The 15,866-nt window shown below is 37.4% G+C and carries 28 protein-coding genes; 5 read left to right on the top strand and 23 right to left on the bottom strand.

All coding sequences use genetic code 11. The annotated features are described in order from the left end of the window. Window positions 1-75 precede the first annotated feature (75 nt). Window positions 76-165 carry a putative holin-like toxin gene (locus tag BAZO_RS23395; RefSeq protein WP_420911422.1) on the top strand — a complete coding sequence of 30 codons (90 nt, stop codon included), beginning with the start codon at window positions 76-78 and terminating at the stop codon, window positions 163-165. Between the two features lie 349 nt (window positions 166-514). On the opposite strand, the gene BAZO_RS08240 is transcribed toward BAZO_RS23395, so the two are convergent. From BAZO_RS08240 to BAZO_RS08150, 20 genes are all read right to left on the bottom strand, one after another. Further along, window positions 515-916, bottom strand: a complete 402-nt coding sequence (locus BAZO_RS08240; protein ID WP_003330947.1) for a phage tail assembly chaperone — start codon at window positions 914-916, stop codon at window positions 515-517. A 19-nt stretch (window positions 917-935) separates the two neighbouring features. Continuing rightward, entirely contained in the window at window positions 936-1,397 is a 462-nt protein-coding gene (locus BAZO_RS08235; protein ID WP_003330946.1) for a phage tail tube protein, read from the bottom strand. 15 nt (window positions 1,398-1,412) lie between these two features. Next, window positions 1,413-2,723, bottom strand: a complete 1,311-nt coding sequence (locus BAZO_RS08230; RefSeq protein WP_003330945.1) for a phage tail sheath C-terminal domain-containing protein — start codon at window positions 2,721-2,723, stop codon at window positions 1,413-1,415. Next, on the bottom strand, window positions 2,720-2,926 hold the full coding sequence (locus tag BAZO_RS08225) for a hypothetical protein (protein WP_003330944.1): 207 nt from the start codon (window positions 2,924-2,926) through the stop codon (window positions 2,720-2,722). Before BAZO_RS08225 ends, BAZO_RS08230 begins: the two co-directional genes overlap by 4 nt. Further along, on the bottom strand, window positions 2,919-3,332 hold the full coding sequence (locus tag BAZO_RS08220) for a phage tail terminator family protein (protein ID WP_003330943.1): 414 nt from the start codon (window positions 3,330-3,332) through the stop codon (window positions 2,919-2,921). The genes BAZO_RS08225 and BAZO_RS08220 overlap by 8 nt, the downstream gene beginning before the upstream one ends. Further along, a complete protein-coding gene (locus BAZO_RS08215; RefSeq protein WP_003330942.1) occupies window positions 3,322-3,720 on the bottom strand; it encodes an HK97 gp10 family phage protein in 399 nt (132 codons plus the stop codon). Before BAZO_RS08215 ends, BAZO_RS08220 begins: the two co-directional genes overlap by 11 nt. Continuing rightward, window positions 3,720-4,085, bottom strand: a complete 366-nt coding sequence (locus BAZO_RS08210; protein WP_003330941.1) for a hypothetical protein — start codon at window positions 4,083-4,085, stop codon at window positions 3,720-3,722. Before BAZO_RS08210 ends, BAZO_RS08215 begins: the two co-directional genes overlap by 1 nt. A gap of 1 nt (window position 4,086) precedes the next feature. Continuing rightward, window positions 4,087-4,434: a head-tail connector protein gene (locus BAZO_RS08205; protein WP_003330939.1), complete on the bottom strand. Its 348-nt coding sequence runs from the start codon at window positions 4,432-4,434 to the stop codon at window positions 4,087-4,089. A 1-nt stretch (window position 4,435) separates the two neighbouring features. Beyond that, the gene (locus BAZO_RS08200; RefSeq protein WP_003330938.1) at window positions 4,436-4,618 is read right to left on the bottom strand and encodes a DUF7210 family protein; all 183 of its coding nucleotides are present in this window, start codon (window positions 4,616-4,618) and stop codon (window positions 4,436-4,438) included. A 41-nt stretch (window positions 4,619-4,659) separates the two neighbouring features. After that, window positions 4,660-5,709 (bottom strand): major capsid protein, encoded by a 1,050-nt coding sequence (locus BAZO_RS08195; protein WP_003330937.1) that lies wholly within the window; start codon window positions 5,707-5,709, stop codon window positions 4,660-4,662. 16 nt (window positions 5,710-5,725) lie between these two features. Next, on the bottom strand, window positions 5,726-6,085 hold the full coding sequence (locus BAZO_RS08190) for a hypothetical protein (RefSeq protein WP_003330936.1): 360 nt from the start codon (window positions 6,083-6,085) through the stop codon (window positions 5,726-5,728). A 14-nt stretch (window positions 6,086-6,099) separates the two neighbouring features. Further along, window positions 6,100-6,705, bottom strand: coding sequence for a phage scaffolding protein (locus BAZO_RS08185; RefSeq protein ID WP_003330935.1), 606 nt, complete (start codon window positions 6,703-6,705; stop codon window positions 6,100-6,102). A 97-nt stretch (window positions 6,706-6,802) separates the two neighbouring features. After that, window positions 6,803-7,009 carry an Acb2/Tad1 domain-containing protein gene (locus tag BAZO_RS08180; protein ID WP_003330934.1) on the bottom strand — a complete coding sequence of 69 codons (207 nt, stop codon included), beginning with the start codon at window positions 7,007-7,009 and terminating at the stop codon, window positions 6,803-6,805. Window positions 7,010-7,072: 63 nt separating this feature from the next. Further along, window positions 7,073-7,198 (bottom strand): hypothetical protein, encoded by a 126-nt coding sequence (locus BAZO_RS23190; protein WP_268869818.1) that lies wholly within the window; start codon window positions 7,196-7,198, stop codon window positions 7,073-7,075. Window positions 7,199-7,203: 5 nt separating this feature from the next. Further along, window positions 7,204-8,808: a minor capsid protein gene (locus BAZO_RS08175; RefSeq protein WP_003330933.1), complete on the bottom strand. Its 1,605-nt coding sequence runs from the start codon at window positions 8,806-8,808 to the stop codon at window positions 7,204-7,206. Next, window positions 8,801-10,240 (bottom strand): phage portal protein, encoded by a 1,440-nt coding sequence (locus tag BAZO_RS08170; RefSeq protein ID WP_003330932.1) that lies wholly within the window; start codon window positions 10,238-10,240, stop codon window positions 8,801-8,803. Before BAZO_RS08170 ends, BAZO_RS08175 begins: the two co-directional genes overlap by 8 nt. A 10-nt stretch (window positions 10,241-10,250) precedes the next feature. Continuing rightward, the gene (locus BAZO_RS08165) at window positions 10,251-11,525 is read right to left on the bottom strand and encodes a PBSX family phage terminase large subunit (RefSeq protein ID WP_087946154.1); all 1,275 of its coding nucleotides are present in this window, start codon (window positions 11,523-11,525) and stop codon (window positions 10,251-10,253) included. A gap of 202 nt (window positions 11,526-11,727) precedes the next feature. Continuing rightward, window positions 11,728-12,465, bottom strand: a complete 738-nt coding sequence (terS, locus tag BAZO_RS08160) for a phage terminase small subunit (protein WP_003330929.1) — start codon at window positions 12,463-12,465, stop codon at window positions 11,728-11,730. Between the two features lie 90 nt (window positions 12,466-12,555). Next, the gene (locus tag BAZO_RS08155; RefSeq protein WP_003330928.1) at window positions 12,556-12,744 is read right to left on the bottom strand and encodes a hypothetical protein; all 189 of its coding nucleotides are present in this window, start codon (window positions 12,742-12,744) and stop codon (window positions 12,556-12,558) included. Window positions 12,745-12,769: 25 nt separating this feature from the next. Then, window positions 12,770-12,973 carry a sporulation protein Cse60 gene (locus BAZO_RS08150; protein ID WP_003330927.1) on the bottom strand — a complete coding sequence of 68 codons (204 nt, stop codon included), beginning with the start codon at window positions 12,971-12,973 and terminating at the stop codon, window positions 12,770-12,772. A 93-nt stretch (window positions 12,974-13,066) separates the two neighbouring features. Between BAZO_RS08150 and BAZO_RS22665 the strand changes: the two genes are divergently transcribed. Next, window positions 13,067-13,234 (top strand): hypothetical protein, encoded by a 168-nt coding sequence (locus BAZO_RS22665; RefSeq protein WP_003330926.1) that lies wholly within the window; start codon window positions 13,067-13,069, stop codon window positions 13,232-13,234. A 21-nt stretch (window positions 13,235-13,255) separates the two neighbouring features. Here the strand turns inward: BAZO_RS22665 and BAZO_RS21155 are convergent, their stop codons facing one another. After that, on the bottom strand, window positions 13,256-13,627 hold the full coding sequence (locus BAZO_RS21155) for an ImmA/IrrE family metallo-endopeptidase (RefSeq protein ID WP_157382098.1): 372 nt from the start codon (window positions 13,625-13,627) through the stop codon (window positions 13,256-13,258). Window positions 13,628-13,927: 300 nt separating this feature from the next. Here BAZO_RS21155 and BAZO_RS08140 point away from each other — a divergent pair, with 300 nt between their 5' ends. Both BAZO_RS08140 and BAZO_RS08135 read left to right on the top strand, forming a co-directional pair. Beyond that, window positions 13,928-14,143, top strand: a complete 216-nt coding sequence (locus BAZO_RS08140) for a type II toxin-antitoxin system HicA family toxin (protein WP_003330924.1) — start codon at window positions 13,928-13,930, stop codon at window positions 14,141-14,143. 76 nt (window positions 14,144-14,219) lie between these two features. Next, complete coding sequence (locus tag BAZO_RS08135; RefSeq protein ID WP_003330923.1) at window positions 14,220-14,642, top strand: type II toxin-antitoxin system HicB family antitoxin; 423 nt, start codon at window positions 14,220-14,222, stop codon at window positions 14,640-14,642. A gap of 107 nt (window positions 14,643-14,749) precedes the next feature. Here BAZO_RS08135 and BAZO_RS08130 read toward each other — a convergent pair whose 3' ends face one another. Next, the gene (locus BAZO_RS08130; RefSeq protein ID WP_003330922.1) at window positions 14,750-14,941 is read right to left on the bottom strand and encodes a hypothetical protein; all 192 of its coding nucleotides are present in this window, start codon (window positions 14,939-14,941) and stop codon (window positions 14,750-14,752) included. A 113-nt stretch (window positions 14,942-15,054) separates the two neighbouring features. Here BAZO_RS08130 and BAZO_RS08125 point away from each other — a divergent pair, with 113 nt between their 5' ends. Next, window positions 15,055-15,531 carry a hypothetical protein gene (locus BAZO_RS08125; protein ID WP_003330920.1) on the top strand — a complete coding sequence of 159 codons (477 nt, stop codon included), beginning with the start codon at window positions 15,055-15,057 and terminating at the stop codon, window positions 15,529-15,531. Between the two features lie 46 nt (window positions 15,532-15,577). On the opposite strand, the gene BAZO_RS08120 is transcribed toward BAZO_RS08125, so the two are convergent. Then, window positions 15,578-15,817, bottom strand: a complete 240-nt coding sequence (locus BAZO_RS08120; protein WP_003330919.1) for a hypothetical protein — start codon at window positions 15,815-15,817, stop codon at window positions 15,578-15,580. Between the last annotated feature and the right edge of the window lie 49 nt (window positions 15,818-15,866).

Genomic DNA, 15,866 nt, shown 5'->3' with positions numbered 1-15,866 from the left:
GTATAATAATCTTCGTACAATAGAATCGGCTCACTCAAAGGCGGTCTGACTCACTCCCCCGATTGAAAGGTGGTGATGTCCATGACAACATTTGAAGCATTAATGCTAATGTTAACATTCGGATTACTGATTGTTGCTATGTTGTCACTCGACAAAAAGAAATAGACCTCCCTTGAGCCTAGACAACTTGTAGGGATTGGTCTATTTCATTACCCAATTCGAGCCAGCCACTCTTTGAGGGACGGCTATTGTACTCGACCATAGGTGTTAGCGCACCTATGGTCTCTTTTTATTTTATGCTTAATTATATTATATCATAACACATCTTACCGTGAATTCTTAATTCTATCTTGTTCTTTCTTTTCTTTTTCAAGTTCCACTTTAATACTAGCAATCACAAACGCTTTTTCTTTCTGTTCCATCTCAAGGAATTCACGAGGACGGATATTAAACCTGTGGAGGGCAATGTGAGCGAATAGTGCCTCACTATCAACCTCATCATCCCCTCCATCAATTAGTTTTTTGCTGCTTCGATTTCATCATCCATTGAAATGTCAATACCACTGATTTCGGTAACCTTTTCAAGTATTTGCGTTGCTTCACCAAAATAAAACATTTCGTTGTATAGATTATCAGACCCGCGTACTCCATATGAGTCCTGTAAATCTGAATCGTTTAAATCAGGATGCACCATCGATGCAACGCAAATTTCACGATTATAGCGAACGGCATCAAAGACACGTTCCTGTTTTCCCTTCCTGCCAACTTTATTTTTATAGCATCGATCACTAATCGCATCAGCTTCACCAGCTGACAAAGGGCGCAAAATAATAGCCTCACCAAAACGATCAAGTTTCAACGAGGCGTTTTCAGCTTCTTTTACATTACCTTTCATAAATGCTTTGAATTTACTCATCTATTATTCCACCTTTCTATTATTCAATCACTTTAAATTGATCTAAGAAGTCAAAATCATCGAACGTAAAATCGAATTCATCATATAACAAATCATCAGATTCGCCATCGATTTGTGCGATTAAAGCACCATCTGGGACAACATCTTTTAATAGAGCCGTCTGTTTTCCTGCACGGCTTGTAATATCTGCGTTGACGACTTGAACATCCATGACTGGAGACTTGCCTGTTTTCACATACGCAAGAGCTAGTGCACGATTTTCTGGGCGGTGATATTCCACCTTTATGGAGCCTGTCCCCTCTGCCCCAACAATTTTACTACCCTTCATACGTTTACCGACTCGTTTTATATCAGCTTTAATATATTTTATTTCAGCTTTTAAACTAACGACTTCTGCATATTCGTATACTTTTCCCTCAATGGTGACATATACGACACCTTCTTTTGCACTTATGGAATCGCTATTTCTTAAATCGCTCATTTAACACACCCCCCGTTATTTACATTTTACAGTCATGTATAGTTTTTCCATTGCATCCACAAATTTAAGACCCATATCCACTGCAACTGCATCTTTTTCTGCGCCCTGCGCGATTATAATCTCATTCGGGTCATACGGATCAATAGCCCCACTTTTAACCAAAGGGTCAAGGACTACTTTCATAATTTGACCTTTGAATAAGTTTCGGCCATTTTCATTGTTATCCACTTTTCCAATGAAAAAGCGCGAATAAATATGCTGCACATTATTTGATACGATGTCCATTTGGCGAACAATTTTTCCTTTACGGAAATCTTGATTTTTTCTTGGTGTGAATGAACGGAACGTATTAATATCTTGTTCCACTACTACACGATCAATGCCATCTGCTCCTTCATTGTAAGTAAAGACAATATGACCTTCTTTCAAAGCTTTAACAATTTCATCATGAGACAGTCGCTCGCAATCGGTTGCTCCTGGATATTGTGCGTAAGTAAGGGAATTGGTAATGGCGTTCGCGTAAGCCCCACCTAGCCAGTAAACAGCCTCTTTAGCTGAAATTAATTCAGCACCATCATAAATTCCATTTAATACTGAAACGACTCCTTCATGGTCGGCAGCATTGTAATTGTTGGTGATGAAGTGCACATTTTTACCTTCGTTTTCCCTCCACTGTTTCACTTTCAATGTAAACAAAAGCTTAATAGAATCGTCATCAGTTCCGATAGCGATGGTTTTAAATATTTGTGAATCCAAACCAGAAGCAAGATCCGAATAAGATTCATTCGTGGCAGCTATCGTCTTCCCACCTGTCAACTTTAAAGTTGCATCAGAAGCTGGTAGCTCACCTGTAAATGTAACAAAACCATTCGCAGTTAATTCGGTAGCCTTTTCTACTACCTGTGAATCTACTTGACTACCATCATAATAAGTTTTTATAGTAGCTCCACCATTTAAAGATTTGGTAACTATGACCGTAATTTTGTTCCCATCAGAACCTCCATGAACGGCTATTGCTGTGAATGAGTTGATTATCGCTTTAGACTTTTCACCTTCGCCATTCAAATTGTAGACAATAACATTACCTGTTCCTTTAAACGCTTCTTGTATGGGCTTTAACTCGCCCAGCGGTTTACCAAATAACTCTGTGAATTTTGTATTAGGAGAAACTTTAATAAATTTTTTAGTTTCTCCCCAGTCAACAGTAATTGGTACTACAACCGTGCCGCGGGAATCAAGCCCGGTAGCAACTAAATCATTCGTTTCAAAATTGATATACGCACCTGGGCGCACTTTATTCTGTGTTTCCCATTGTCCTCCACTCATGCTTTTTTAGCCTCCCTCTTCTTCGAATCATCTACAGGCTTCTTTTTCCAATCCCCAACAAGTTTTTCTACATCTTCCTTTGTATAAGAGACATCATCTTGTAGCACGATTTGTAAAATTAATCTTTCTTGTGTACTTTTGGAGGCATCCAAAAAGGCCTCTTTACTAAATTTTTGCGGCGTTGCTTCCTGTTCCTTACTCACTATACACACCTCCAAATTGCAGTGTTTGCATCTTCGTCTCATCGAAGATTTCCCTAACTAATTTCTTTACGTTAAAAGTAATAACAAGTGTGCCGTCATGTTTTTCCGCTGTAAGTTTATTAGCATGAAACTGATTGCCGATATACCGGAAGTTCATTTTGAATGCCCGGCTTACGTCATCACTCTCGGAATAAGTATTACGGGAATCAGATGGGAAATAGGTGATATTAACAACATATTCCCACTCTGACGTTGCTCCCAACTTTCGTTCTTGTGAATCACTAATAATGAGAACTAAAAAAGCAGGTGTTTGAAGTCCCTGCTGCACTGGCTCATCATATACTTTTGCACTTGGAAATACGCTTTTGATTTGTTGGATGATGAGTGTTTTTAAATTAGTTACCAAAGATTCTTCTCATCTCCTTTTCAACTTCCTTTTTCCACATGTTGGGAGCAATTCGTTCCATTTCATCCACGGTGAGTTTTAACATAAACCGCCCTTCTACCCAGCCTACTGTTTTCCCTGCGACAACTATACGGTGACCATTTTCTACGAATGACGTATATTCTTTAGGGTTAAAAATAGTAACAATATAGTCGTTACCTCTTTTGATTACTGAAAATTCCCAACTATTACGTAAATCACCTGTATCAACAGGTGTCATCTTCTTTACTTTTCGTATAGCCAGCAGCGCAATCCGTTTAGCCACTTTCATGTGTATATCGTAGGAAGCTTTCCGTAAATCAGCAATTTGCCGCCTAAATGCCTTCATTTCGCTGTATTCGAATCCCATTATGCGTATCCCTTTCGCTTCATGAGAACCTCTTGGTGGGATATATATACAAATGGCTCTTTAGCTGATTCAAACTCAACACCATCGACGATGACGGAATCACCGGCTTTTAATTCATACTCACTTGATAAAAACATCTTCAAGTCGTATTGAATTACATTTGCTTCTCCTTGAGATGTATTATTCACCGACTGCATACCGGTAGAGGATAAGCGACAAGGCACGTTCGTGTATTTAACAACCCAATCCATACCATTGGCTCCATTCATTTTTGTATACTCCTCAGATCGTTTGATGGTGGCTGTTTTATTGTACATAAATTCAGCAGCTGCTTTTGCTTTAGACATTAACTTGCGAATATCCATACTACCGCCTCAATTTACGAAATTTATTCAACTGGCTTTTATAATTATGAAGCAGATTTTCAACAGCAGCTTCACCAATAGCGGAAACTGTTCCGCCAAAAGAAACTTGAACATCGCCTTCTTTAATAGCTGTTACTGCTCTATGATCATCAGGAGACGCTTTCTTTTCTTCACCGTTAATAAAGTCAACTATCATGTTCGCGTGAACAAAGGCAAGCTCCGAAGGGATATCAGAACGATTGCAATAAGTCTTAATCGATTGACTAACCTCGTCAATGTACACTTGTAAGGCATTATCCGTGAGCTGTGAGTTAGGTAATTTTGCCTTTACAATTTCTAGAACACCCACATCAATCACCTGTTTCTGTTTGAATGACCTGCGCTTTTAAAAGCAATTCATAATCAACCAATGACACTTCTGCCGATTCGCCTTTTTTATAGCGATGTTGATTATGCTTTATATTCTCAGTAAAAATTATTTTCTTTACTTCTTTTTTAGCTGTCGTCTTTTTAATTGGTTTTTCATCAGCCACTGAAAACACCTCCTACTAATAAAAGGAGAGCTCCTCTCTCCTTAGTTTCCTGCAACTTTCGCTATGAAAATATTATCCATAGTTTCAAAGCTTGGTAATGTAATCATGCTGACAATGGACATCACATTTACTGGGTGTTCTTCTTTCACGGAAGTAACCGCAACACCTGTATTAACAATCGATACATCGGCTTTAGTAGCACCCGTCATTAAATCAGATTCCTCCGGAGTTGTTCCATAATACGTATTTCCAAGATTACCGTCAGGAATCAGTGTAAAGTGATCATCTGGATAGAAATTATACAATGCTCCGTCTTCCGCACGATATTTCTTGTTATAAATGGCGACTGATAAACCTAATTTAGTAGATAAATATTGTTTTAGCATGGAATCTGTCATAATGATGTTTTGCCCACCTAACGGATTCATATCAATACGAATACTCTTATGCTCAAGTAAATAGCCGAATGTTTTACGAGTCATAATCGCATTCGTTGGTCGTACCCCTGTGTTTTCTTCCACAGTATCCATCCAGTTCAAGATATCTTGAATTGGCGTAGAATCAGAATCACTCCACTGGGCACCGGCTGTTAGTATTTCCTTGTGATCATCTTTCATACGATAGTTGTAATCTAAATCAACTCGATTAGCTGTAATTTTAATTTTTCCTGTGGACAGCAGCTGCATGATCATGCGTTCAGGCTGCACTTCTGCACCTTTAATTAAAGTTGTTACATCATCGTAAATGTTATTGATAATAGTTTTATAGGCTCCATCAAGGTTTGAAGCTAAAAGCCTATTAAGCTCTTGACGATCCTTTTCACCAATACGCATTGACTCGCGAAAGAAAGGCATCTCCGTTTGCACTTTACTGAAGCCAATACGGTCACGGACTGTTGCTTTAGTATCGAATTCTGATGGTGTCAAAGCAACTGGAAGCCCATTTGCTCCCTTAATCCATGACAAATCTAAACCTAATTGTTTTTTCGCTGGAAAAAGTGTTGCTCCAAGGTACGGTACCTTATTTGATGGGTTATTTTCATAATAAGTTGCAATTTCTTTTGCATTTACTAAATCAAAAATTGTTGGCATTCTTCTTCATCCTTTCTTATTTCAAAAATGTAATTTGTTTTAACGCTACAATTGCGTCAGCTGTTGGCGCTTCAGGTAATTTATTAAGTGCAACAAAACCATGAATCATGGCCGCGCCGGATGCAGGACCATAAGTTACATCCACGTCATTGAATAAAACACCTTCGGCACCGGTCCCATTCTTTTTAACAGCTGCCACAGACTCGCTTGCCAAGAATCCTCCACCAATAATTGTTCCTGCAGGTACAATCTTTTTGCCATCTGCATTTGCAACAATGCCAGCGTCGCTAACTGTAACTGTAAGATTCACATAATGGTCAGGAAACTTTAAAATGCTTTTTTTATTCGTGTAGGTTGTTTCTACAAATTTACTCATTTGTTTTTTCCTCCTTATTCAAAATAAGATTTTCGAGCTTCTTCTAATCCCTTATTTCCTTTTGCTGCTTCTTCAGCTAACTTTTTGCCGAAACTGTCCGATGGGTTGTTTGGTGGAATTGTTGGATCTCCTCCAGGAGGCGTAGCTCCTTTTATACCACTCGGCTTTGTTTCCGCGGTAAACAAAAAGGACTTCGATTCTTTCAGAGTTTTAATCTGATCATCAAGTCCTTTGGAGATGTTGCCATCTTCACCTAATTCAATTTTGGTTTTGTCAATAAGGCCGGCCACAAGGTCAGCATCATGTACCTTGCCAGCAAGAGCTAGCTTTAATGCGCTAGACATTTGAGTTTCCTTAATCTTAGCTTCATAAGCAGCCGTATCATCTTTGTACTTCTTTTCCAAATCAGTGAATTTGGACTGCAGCTCCTCATTTCCTTCGGCCTTTTTCTTTAGTTCAGTAAGATCCTTATCACGTTGAGCCATTTGATCTTTTAATTCCTTAGCCTCATTGATTTTTTCATCTAAACGAGATTTAGGTATCATCTGACCGAAACCTTCGATAATTTTATTGGCTTGTTCTTCCGTTAGACCTAAAGCCATTAATTGCTCTTTATTCATTCCTATTTACCCCCTAATTCGCTTTTTACATGCAATGACACGTTAGGTATTCCCTTTGTTCTTTAACGTTTGCAATAGCGGTAAAAAGACAAAATATTTACTCGTTACGTGCAATAGAAGCATTTGCCCACATCACTGCCGTTTCTAAATTAGTAAAAGCTACTGACTTTTCACGGCTATTTGGACAAACTTCATCAATAAGATAAGCAAGCTCTTTAGCTTTTTCTCGAATAGCAGTATATTTTTCTGGCTGTCCTTCCTTCGGTGAATGGTACATAAAGTTATTTTCAATTTGTGAATTCATTTTCTCACCACACTTTCAAAGCATAATAAAAAGCACTCCACCATTTGATTGGTTAAGTGCTTTTTATTCCTTTTTAACATTTTGTTGTTTTTTCTTTTCTTCATCTTCTTTAACTGATTTTTCAACAGCTTTCAGAAGACCTTCTAGTGCTTCTTGGGTATTATTATCATTTAATGGGTGAAGATCCATAAGGTTTACCTCCTTTTAGAGATTATTCCATAAACATTTGCTTCTTTAAGAAATTTTTCAATTTTGGAATCAATGTCATTATCTATAGTATATCCACCGAAATGCTTTTTAAGCAACTCAAATATTTTAGATTTATGATATTTGTTAGCTTTAGTAAGAAATTTCACTTGACCTAGGTTTGTAATTATAGTCAAAGTTTTTACTGAATCATTTGTAATAAAAAATCTTAAATCATTTAATGAAAAACCGCTAAGACCAGGATGATTATGCATCACTGTCAATATCGAATCTCCAGAATTTTTTATTAGTAATGTAGCATTATGGTCTTTTGATGGATCAACCTCATCATTATCACCCAGAACAGTAACGACAGCCCCTGTTTTTGGTTTTATCATCATAACCTCATCACTATTATTTTGCTCTTTGGCAAGCCTTAATAAATCCTGATGCATTAACTGTATTGACCTATTTTCTTTTTCCGAATAACCAGGTATTTCAATATACGGAACCTTTTCTATAGCTTGGTCCGTAATTAAATGCTTAGATCCTATATTTTTTGCTTGTTTTAGACTTTGAGATGATTGGCTGTTTGGATTTATGACATACCTCTCATACCACTCTACATACGTCATCGAATCAATTAATCCATCAGCTGACTGCCTTTTCTCGCCATCCATGTACTTTGACTCGTCAAACCACGGTATAGTGGTAGTCCGGCAGCGCACATGAAAAGGCGGCGCATTGGTCCCTGGCTTAAAGTCCTTTTCACTGTATATTTTCCCATCCTGTTCTCGGCAAATGTCCGATGTTCGATGATCAAGTGTTGCTAGAATTTCATATTTTTCTATTCCGGCATCCGCATAACTATTGCGAGCTGCTAAGTTATGAAAAAAATTAGATTCCGTTCGAACTAATGCTTCAGCACGGGAATAGGATACGTTTGTCGCTTCCATAATCGCCTTTGTTGTTCTGTCGATGGAATGGCCAGCTGCAAATCCTCGCTCCAGTGTTTTTTGAATGCTTTGGAAGGTGCTTTTCTGATGGCCCCAAATCCGTTCAGAGAATTCTTTACCACTCCAATTGTAAGTGAGAGCCTCTTTCATTGTTTCATCGGTTAGGGCCGCAACTTTTCCAGAAATCGCTCCCTGCATAGATAAGTCAAACATGGTCTTGTAATAAGAGTTCTGGTAAACTTCCATCAAGCCTGTATAGGTATACCTCCGCAAACCGTTTGGACCACCATATAGTTCTGCCATCCTCATTTCAATCATCAGATTCATAGCTTCTAATCTTGAGATTCGAACACGGTAACTAGCGGCATTAAGAATTCGTTCATATTCTGGATTTCCTGATAATGACATTTCTCGGAATCGTTTTAAATCAATATTCTTAAAATCCTTCAATTCCTTTGCTGTTAAATATCTTTTAGCCTCAGCAAGCGTAACCTTATTTTCATTAGCGTATCGAGAGTAGAATGTTTCAATCTGCCGTATAATATCCTGTTGAGCTTCTCTTAAGCTTTGACTCATGCTTGCAAGGTATTTACTGGCGATTACCTGCGATTCTAATTCACGTTGTGCAGCTCTGTTTTCCCAATAGGCTTTACTCATTGCCGTTCACGTCTTTTGGATGGGGGCCGAATGTTCCTTGGTATCCATCAATTTCTTGCTGCTCTTTGGCTTTTTGTTCTTCCAGGCGTTGCTCAACCTCTTTATTGTACCATGGATGGTTTTCACGGATTGTTTTATCATCCAAAATCCCAACTGATGCCTGGCAATCAGCGATGACTTCTGACTCATTTATGATAATATCGCGGTTAAAAATAAAATTGACTGGAACATTTCTATAATCACCTTTGCCTGTCATGAGTAAATACTCATTAACAAACCATAGAAGGTGATCGATAGAGGACTGGAACTCCGACTCTAAGATATTGCAATCCATATCCAAATCTCCATATTTGTGCCGCATAGCTTTACCAGAAGCGTTTCCCAAGTCTTTATCCTTCTGATCCAAGCCGCGGCCGAATTCGTATATATTTGCTCTTGTACGTTCCAGCTCTTTTTCTGTTGCATCCGTTGCAGGATCCGCTTGCAACTTATCAACATCCCCATCCTCATCTAGCTTAACAGCTCTGTAAAAATTCAAGTCTGCGAGAAATTCTGCTAGGTCCGTACCGCCATAGTTAATGAGCTTATAGATGATATTCGGAATATCGGCTAACAGGTCTGCATTTGTAGATGCCTGGTTGTTGTAATTGTCTACAAGTGTCTTAATAGAATCAATTAACGGTTGCTCCTCCTCGTTATACTTAAACGGTATCAAAGGGATTCTTGTCCACAAATACGGCTCTTCGTTAATAGTGAAATGATAGTTTCTATTTATGCCGGATGGCACATCAGCCACCAATTTTCCGCCATCCAATATGAAAAAATTAATGCCGGTAGAGTGATGAAATTCCACTTTGGTTTGCTTTTCCTTTTTGCCGTTCATGTAAATGTATTCATCGTACACTCTTACAAAGGCATCAAGTTCCGTATGCTCATCATCTTTCCAAAAAGGCAATATCTGTTCGGACTTAAACTTTTTGAAAGATAATTCTCCATCTTCGTTAAAATAAACATACAAATAAGCAATACCTTTATTAATGGCTTCTTTACCTGTATTTTTAATGGTCTTTAATAATTTGCGATTAAAAATATCACCCAAAATCTCTGTATACGAATCATTTTCAGATGCGATTGTTGGCTCTTTGGTAAGCAGATACCCAACTTTTTGGTCTACTAGTTTTTTAGTAAATCCGTGCTCTAGCTTCACACTGGATTTCCAATCAACGTCCCGTTTCTTTTTATCCCGGATATCAGTTTTATTACGATAATAGGACTCTCCGATAATCATATTTTTTCTGGTTTCACTGTTGAGCCATTCTTTAATTTCCTGAACGATCACCTCATTTTCAGAAATGACACCGTCCACCATATTTTTGATAATGTCGTTTAGGTATTCATGGTATGGTCGCCTGTATAGGTCCTCAATTAACATTTACTTCACCTCACTTTAACACTGATACGGAACCGCCTTTAAGATCAGATACTTCATACCCATCAAGCCCGTACCAGATTGCACTAAACGAATGGGGGTCAATCTTGAACTCATCCGGGATAATGTTCCCCTCACTGTCTACTTGATAAGTTAAATATTTTAATTCCCTAATGACGTCAGGGCAATTTTTTGAACAAATGATTTTTTTGAATCTCTTTACTTTTTTAGTATTAGCTAATCGGGATCCTTGAAACTTCCTAGCACCTTTCATCCTAAAACCGCACTGTTTGTAATATTGAATGGCTTTCGGTTCTGCACTATCGGCAATAATCAATTCCTTAGTCCGTTTAAACTCTTCCAGGTCTTTTGCTGTTAAATCATCTGTCATTTTATTTTTGTAGTACTGCCAATAGATATACAAAATCTTTTGGTTGTGGTCTATCACCATTCGAACAACGGCATTAAATGAGTCCTCAAATCCAAAGTCCATGCCAACACGATTTATTGGCTTTTTAACATTTTTAATGGCAGCCATTACTTCCCTGTGTGGCCATTCCTCAAACTGTGGCAGCACTCTAATCCCGTTCACGCCAAAATGACCTTTCCTGGCTATGCGGTAAAGGTCTGGATCATACTCTTTTAACTCTTCAAGCTGTGCGATATAGCTTTCTGGTAAAAATAGATTATCGTCAGCTGTTGAATGGTGATAGTAGGTATCATTTGTAATAACCGTACGTTTTTCATAAAGCTCGTGGTCATCTAACACTAAGCGCCCTGTCAACTCATCTTTAAAAAAGTGCTTAAATGTCCAGTTGTCTTCACCTACTGGATTAGTTGACAGCAACATGTGTAACTTTAATTTTGGATGCCTCAAGCGACCCAAGAGCTCCTTAAATCCAGCATACTTTACCTCGGAGCATTCTTCAACCCAGATGATTGATACGTTGTTTATAGACTTTAATTTTGCCGGCTTGTCCATCCCCTTAAAGATGATCTTACTCCCGTTTGGGAATCTTAGTTGCATAGGCGATGACAAACATTTAACGCGGCCTTCAAGACCTAAGTCAATCACTATTTCTTCCAGCAAGGAAAAGGTTGAGTCCCTATGGGTATCATACACCTCACGGACAACTAAAGCGGTACGTTTATCTTCTAGCATTTTTAGTATTAATTTCAAAGCGATATGGTAACTCTTGGATGAGCCATACCCGCCAACTAAAAACTGAAACTTAGTGGACCAATCAAACAAAAAGTTTTCAAAATGCGGATTAACCTCTTTTTCAATCATGATTTATCAAAACCTTTACTGCATATTCATGAATAGATATTCAACATTATTACGTAATAATACGACAACTAACTTGTTGTATTTGCGTGGTTTAAACAACCTAAAATTAAGATACGTTATACAATCTTTTATACATTGTTGAAAAATAAGGGTTTTACTACACTGGAAAACAATTAATTCCCGAGATCCACGTATAAAATTAAGACTTTCGCTTGATAAGAATTTCAATCGGTTTATCATCATCTGATGAAATCTTATCAACCTCAGCTTTCGTTTTCTCGATATTCAACTGCATTTGCTCAAGCTTCAATCGGCGCTCATCATCTTCATGGGCCATTTCATTAAACTGTTTAATTAAACTTCTTAGTTCGCTCATAGCCCGGGACTGAGCATTAAGAAATGTTGCATGACGGTCCCAAGCGAATTGGAATTCGTATTCTTCCTCAGTGATTTGCTTTTCAAAGCCTCCGCCCTGATCTTTTGGCAACTCAAAGTACTCATATTTAGCTTTCTTGAGCTCTTTAATCATTTCGTCTTTACTTTGAACAAACATAATCTGTTGGGCTCTGATAATAGCAGCATACTGAATTTGTATTTGGTCCCAAATTAAATCAGCCGGGGAACGCTTATTCATACTCTCCATGATCTCTAGAGTTTCAACTGGAAGAAATTTAGAAAAAAATCCATGGGTTACTGCGTTTTGGTTTCTCTTAGGTGCCCCACCATCGTTGCCCTTTGCATTGATATTTCCTTTAGGCGCACCACGTTTTTTTGTGTGCACACCTTTTTCAGAGGGTGCACCCCTTTCGCGATTCCATCCATAACGCTTTTTCCATGACTTTACTGTGTTCAAAGACACTTCATATTTTTCAGCTATGTCTTTATACTTCATGCCTTTAACATAGTCTTTTTCAGCTAGTACATATTTTTCAGCCATACTACATCACCTGCCACCCCCGAATATTTAAGTTGTTTTGAACAAAAGAAAAAGCACCTCATAATGAGAGTGCTTATGTTTTAACAATCTTCATGTTAAATCGTAATCAATTTTGGAAACCTGTTTATAATAAACTTTTTCATTATTGTCCGTAGTAAAGTATTTTTTTTCATCTTTTTGACCATCTTTTATCCAGTCTTTAAGCAGCTCTGCGCTTTCTTCATTTACATAAATAACTTCAAGGTTATTTGATTTATTGCGATATCTCACTTCGATCATATTAAACCTTCCTTTTGTTATTATATTACTTTGATTCTTTATACTGGATAAAAGCTGAGTATTCAACACTTGGATAAACACCATATTCACTGTGAGTTGCAATTGCTGTTGGTGTAGTGGCATATTGAATATTTATTAGTTGCCCTTCCGATAACTCTGACAGAAATTCATTCACTAGCCTCTCGAAATATTGTTCATTTTCGTCCTTAATTAATTTAACTCTAACCATTTTTTCAAAATTCCTCCTTTCACCTACTCAATTCGACATCTTGAAGGAATTTCCTTTTATATTGCCGAATATTGTAAGATAGGAGGTGATATCATGGCAACTAACACTGGCGATGGCTACAGAAAAGGTGCAGTTACCGGTCGCACTCAAACGTACAATCCCAAAAATGATACCTACGTGAAAAGAGATGCGTCCACAGGTCGATTTATGGACGTAAAATCTACCGGTGGTAAATTTAAGGGCGTTCGTACTGAAAAGTAATGCCACAAAACTATCAAGCTTCTACTGCACAATAGAAGTTTGATAGTTTCCCAATAAATTTGGATTATCCTTCAATACTTGATACAACACTTGAGCTGCACGTTCAACTAACTCTTCATCATGATCCTTTAATCCAAATTCAAATAAAACTGCATGAAGAACTTCATGAACTAATGTTTCCTGTTTTCTTTGTAGAGTCATATCTTTCAAGATTTCAATTCTTGTATCTTTATAATTATATAGACCAACATAGCCTGCACAATCATCGATAATCACTACATCTTTTTCCTCGACAGTGTATACTATCCCTGCAACCTTTATTTTATTTGGAATACTCAACGCTCCTTTTCCACGCTCAAGCCTCTGGTCAAACTCTCCCATCAACTCCCGCAATTGTCGTTCACTTAAATTTTCTCATTTATTCTTTTTAATTTTCTCTAGTTGCTGTTTCTCACGTTGTGTGATTCGATCCCTAATTATCATATCGATCACCTATTTATATATATTTTTATTTCAGAATAAAACGCCCGGTATAAGACACAAATAAAAAGTCCTCTCATATATGTATTTTCGTACGACAAAAAAATAAAATAACTAAAACTGTTTTCGTTGATACGTATAATATATACGCATTATTTTATTGACACGCATAATTACTGCGTGTTATAATAAAATCAGAAAGGAGGTAAGGAATTGGGAAAACAAGTTACAGTCCGAGAGGTCTTAAAGAAACTAAAAAAAGAAGGATTCATAAAGTCGCCGACTCACAAAAATCCTGGCAGTCATCAAAGATACATACATAAAGATGACCCAACGAGATTCGCAGACATAAGCTTCCACGGTGATGGTAGAGTGATTCCTAAAGGCACTCTAAGTAGTATTGAAAGGACATCAGGGGTTAAGTTCTAACCCCCTCTTGTTCCACTCAATTTCCTTACCTCTAATTTTATAAAAAATAAAATAAACAAATATTGAGGTGATAAATATGACATATCCAGGTCATTACACTTATCCAGTTGTATACGAAAAAGATGAAGTTGGTAATCAAGGCATGTACTTCCCTGACTTTCCTGGAACCGCAATTATTCCATCTGACTTTTTAGATGGTGTTAAGAGAGCAAAAGAAATGTTAGCTTCCCGTATTCTTGAATTAGAAGAAAATGAACAGGAGCTACCTAAGCCTTCTGACCCTGCATCACTAGAATTATCAACAGATGAATGTCTTTATTATATAGACGTGTATATGCCACCATATCGTAATGAAGATGCAAATAAAGCTGTAACGAAAAACTGTACTTTACCAAGATGGCTTAGGGATGCAGCTGAAGAAGCTGGATTGAACTTTTCTCAGTTGTTGCAATCGGCAATCAAAGAGGCATTAGATATTACTAAGGATTCAAAACACTAATGCTTATAATAATTAAATAAATAAATGTACATTGTTAACTGTTAAAAGCCTTTCCATTTAGGAATAGGCTTTTTTTATTTAATGAAAACCTTTCATCGAAATGCGAACTAACATATTACTATTTCTGCATCAATTCCATCATCTGATAAAAATTCACACAGAATCTCAAAATCATTACTTGCAACAACCATATCCCAAGCGAAGCCCTCATATCCGTATTCTTCTTCAAGAGATTTAACTGCACGCTCAAAGTTGGTAAATTCATATTCACCAAAATTTACAACTAATGTTTGCCTCATTTCCTCAGCTCCATTTCTTAAATCACACAGGTCATCTTCATGTTTCTCGCTCGCGCTGGCGTACTATTTACTATTTTTCCTCTTATGCTAAATTAAGCTTAGAGGTGATTAATTTGGATATCGAATCCCGCAAATCCGAACTTAATAAATTAAACCGTCAAGGACTTTCTGCCCTATCAGGAATCCGAGAACAACAAATCAAATCATCATACTCATTGCTCTTAGCTGTCGACAGAAATCTAGCAGATGATATTTACAAAACAGAGTATCTTGGCACAAATGATCTCGAAATTCGTTTGCATTCCGTTGCTACCAATAAGGCTCATTTACCTTTGTACACGTCAGATTACATAATTAATATGATTCTAGCCGCCGAGATAAAAATCGGTAAACTGAATGACGCCTTACAGTCTTACGAGGCTCCGGAGTCACATTTAAAATCAAACGATAGAAAGCGCTCCCCGACAATCAGACTTTCTGACGATGATTGGGAAGAAATAGAGGCTATCTGTGCTGAACAGCAGATCCATATCGGTTTATATTTTCGTGAACTTGCATTAAAGGATTTGGAAGGAAGGCGCAATCCTTAACCTTCCAAATTTTCTCTTTTACTTTGCAATATCATCGAAGTGCGAATCATTCTAACTCTTTTCTACCTTGCTCGATAATCTCACTAATTCTATTCAATTTTCTGTACATATCCTCGTTTTCACGCTTGATATAGTCAATATACTCATTTCTGCCTTTAATGGTATGAATAGCTTCACGACAAAGTTTCATTAATGATGGTCTTTTTAATTCGGAAATTATTTCCCGTAATTCATCTGCATCTTTCTTAATTAATCCATGTACACTTGGTGTAATTGGACTGCTCATCTTTCCACCTCCTTTATTTCATAGTTTGAATCTTGTAAGTAGCATCAAA

The sequence above is a fragment of the Schinkia azotoformans LMG 9581 genome (assembly GCF_000307855.1).
Classification (GTDB): Bacteria; Bacillota; Bacilli; order Bacillales; family Bacillaceae_J; genus Schinkia; species Schinkia azotoformans.
Note: the sequence above shows the minus strand (reverse complement) of the source record. Positions and strands in the feature narration are given on the sequence as shown.

Bases quoted from the DNA above. Each gene is read 5' to 3' on its own strand.
- BAZO_RS08135 (WP_003330923.1), top strand. From the start codon at position 14,220: ATGACATATCCAGGTCATTACACTTATCCAGTTGTATACGAAAAAGAT.
- BAZO_RS08170 (WP_003330932.1), bottom strand. From the start codon at position 10,240: ATGTTAATTGAGGACCTATACAGGCGACCATACCATGAATACCTAAAC.
- BAZO_RS08210 (WP_003330941.1), bottom strand. From the start codon at position 4,085: ATGGATATTCGCAAGTTAATGTCTAAAGCAAAAGCAGCTGCTGAATTT.
- BAZO_RS08230 (WP_003330945.1), bottom strand. From the start codon at position 2,723: ATGAGTGGAGGACAATGGGAAACACAGAATAAAGTGCGCCCAGGTGCG.
- BAZO_RS08130 (WP_003330922.1), bottom strand. From the start codon at position 14,941: ATGAGGCAAACATTAGTTGTAAATTTTGGTGAATATGAATTTACCAAC.
- BAZO_RS08175 (WP_003330933.1), bottom strand. From the start codon at position 8,808: ATGAGTAAAGCCTATTGGGAAAACAGAGCTGCACAACGTGAATTAGAA.
- terS (WP_003330929.1), bottom strand. From the start codon at position 12,465: ATGGCTGAAAAATATGTACTAGCTGAAAAAGACTATGTTAAAGGCATG.
- BAZO_RS08180 (WP_003330934.1), bottom strand. From the start codon at position 7,009: ATGAATTCACAAATTGAAAATAACTTTATGTACCATTCACCGAAGGAA.
- BAZO_RS08190 (WP_003330936.1), bottom strand. From the start codon at position 6,085: ATGAGTAAATTTGTAGAAACAACCTACACGAATAAAAAAAGCATTTTA.
- BAZO_RS08150 (WP_003330927.1), bottom strand. From the start codon at position 12,973: ATGGTTAGAGTTAAATTAATTAAGGACGAAAATGAACAATATTTCGAG.
- BAZO_RS23190 (WP_268869818.1), bottom strand. From the start codon at position 7,198: ATGGATCTTCACCCATTAAATGATAATAATACCCAAGAAGCACTAGAA.
- BAZO_RS22665 (WP_003330926.1), top strand. From the start codon at position 13,067: ATGGCAACTAACACTGGCGATGGCTACAGAAAAGGTGCAGTTACCGGT.
- BAZO_RS08185 (WP_003330935.1), bottom strand. From the start codon at position 6,705: ATGAATAAAGAGCAATTAATGGCTTTAGGTCTAACGGAAGAACAAGCC.
- BAZO_RS08155 (WP_003330928.1), bottom strand. From the start codon at position 12,744: ATGATCGAAGTGAGATATCGCAATAAATCAAATAACCTTGAAGTTATT.
- BAZO_RS08235 (WP_003330946.1), bottom strand. From the start codon at position 1,397: ATGAGCGATTTAAGAAATAGCGATTCCATAAGTGCAAAAGAAGGTGTC.
- BAZO_RS08195 (WP_003330937.1), bottom strand. From the start codon at position 5,709: ATGCCAACAATTTTTGATTTAGTAAATGCAAAAGAAATTGCAACTTAT.
- BAZO_RS08215 (WP_003330942.1), bottom strand. From the start codon at position 3,720: ATGGGATTCGAATACAGCGAAATGAAGGCATTTAGGCGGCAAATTGCT.
- BAZO_RS08240 (WP_003330947.1), bottom strand. From the start codon at position 916: ATGAGTAAATTCAAAGCATTTATGAAAGGTAATGTAAAAGAAGCTGAA.
- BAZO_RS23395 (WP_420911422.1), top strand. From the start codon at position 76: ATGTCCATGACAACATTTGAAGCATTAATGCTAATGTTAACATTCGGA.
- BAZO_RS08120 (WP_003330919.1), bottom strand. From the start codon at position 15,817: ATGAGCAGTCCAATTACACCAAGTGTACATGGATTAATTAAGAAAGAT.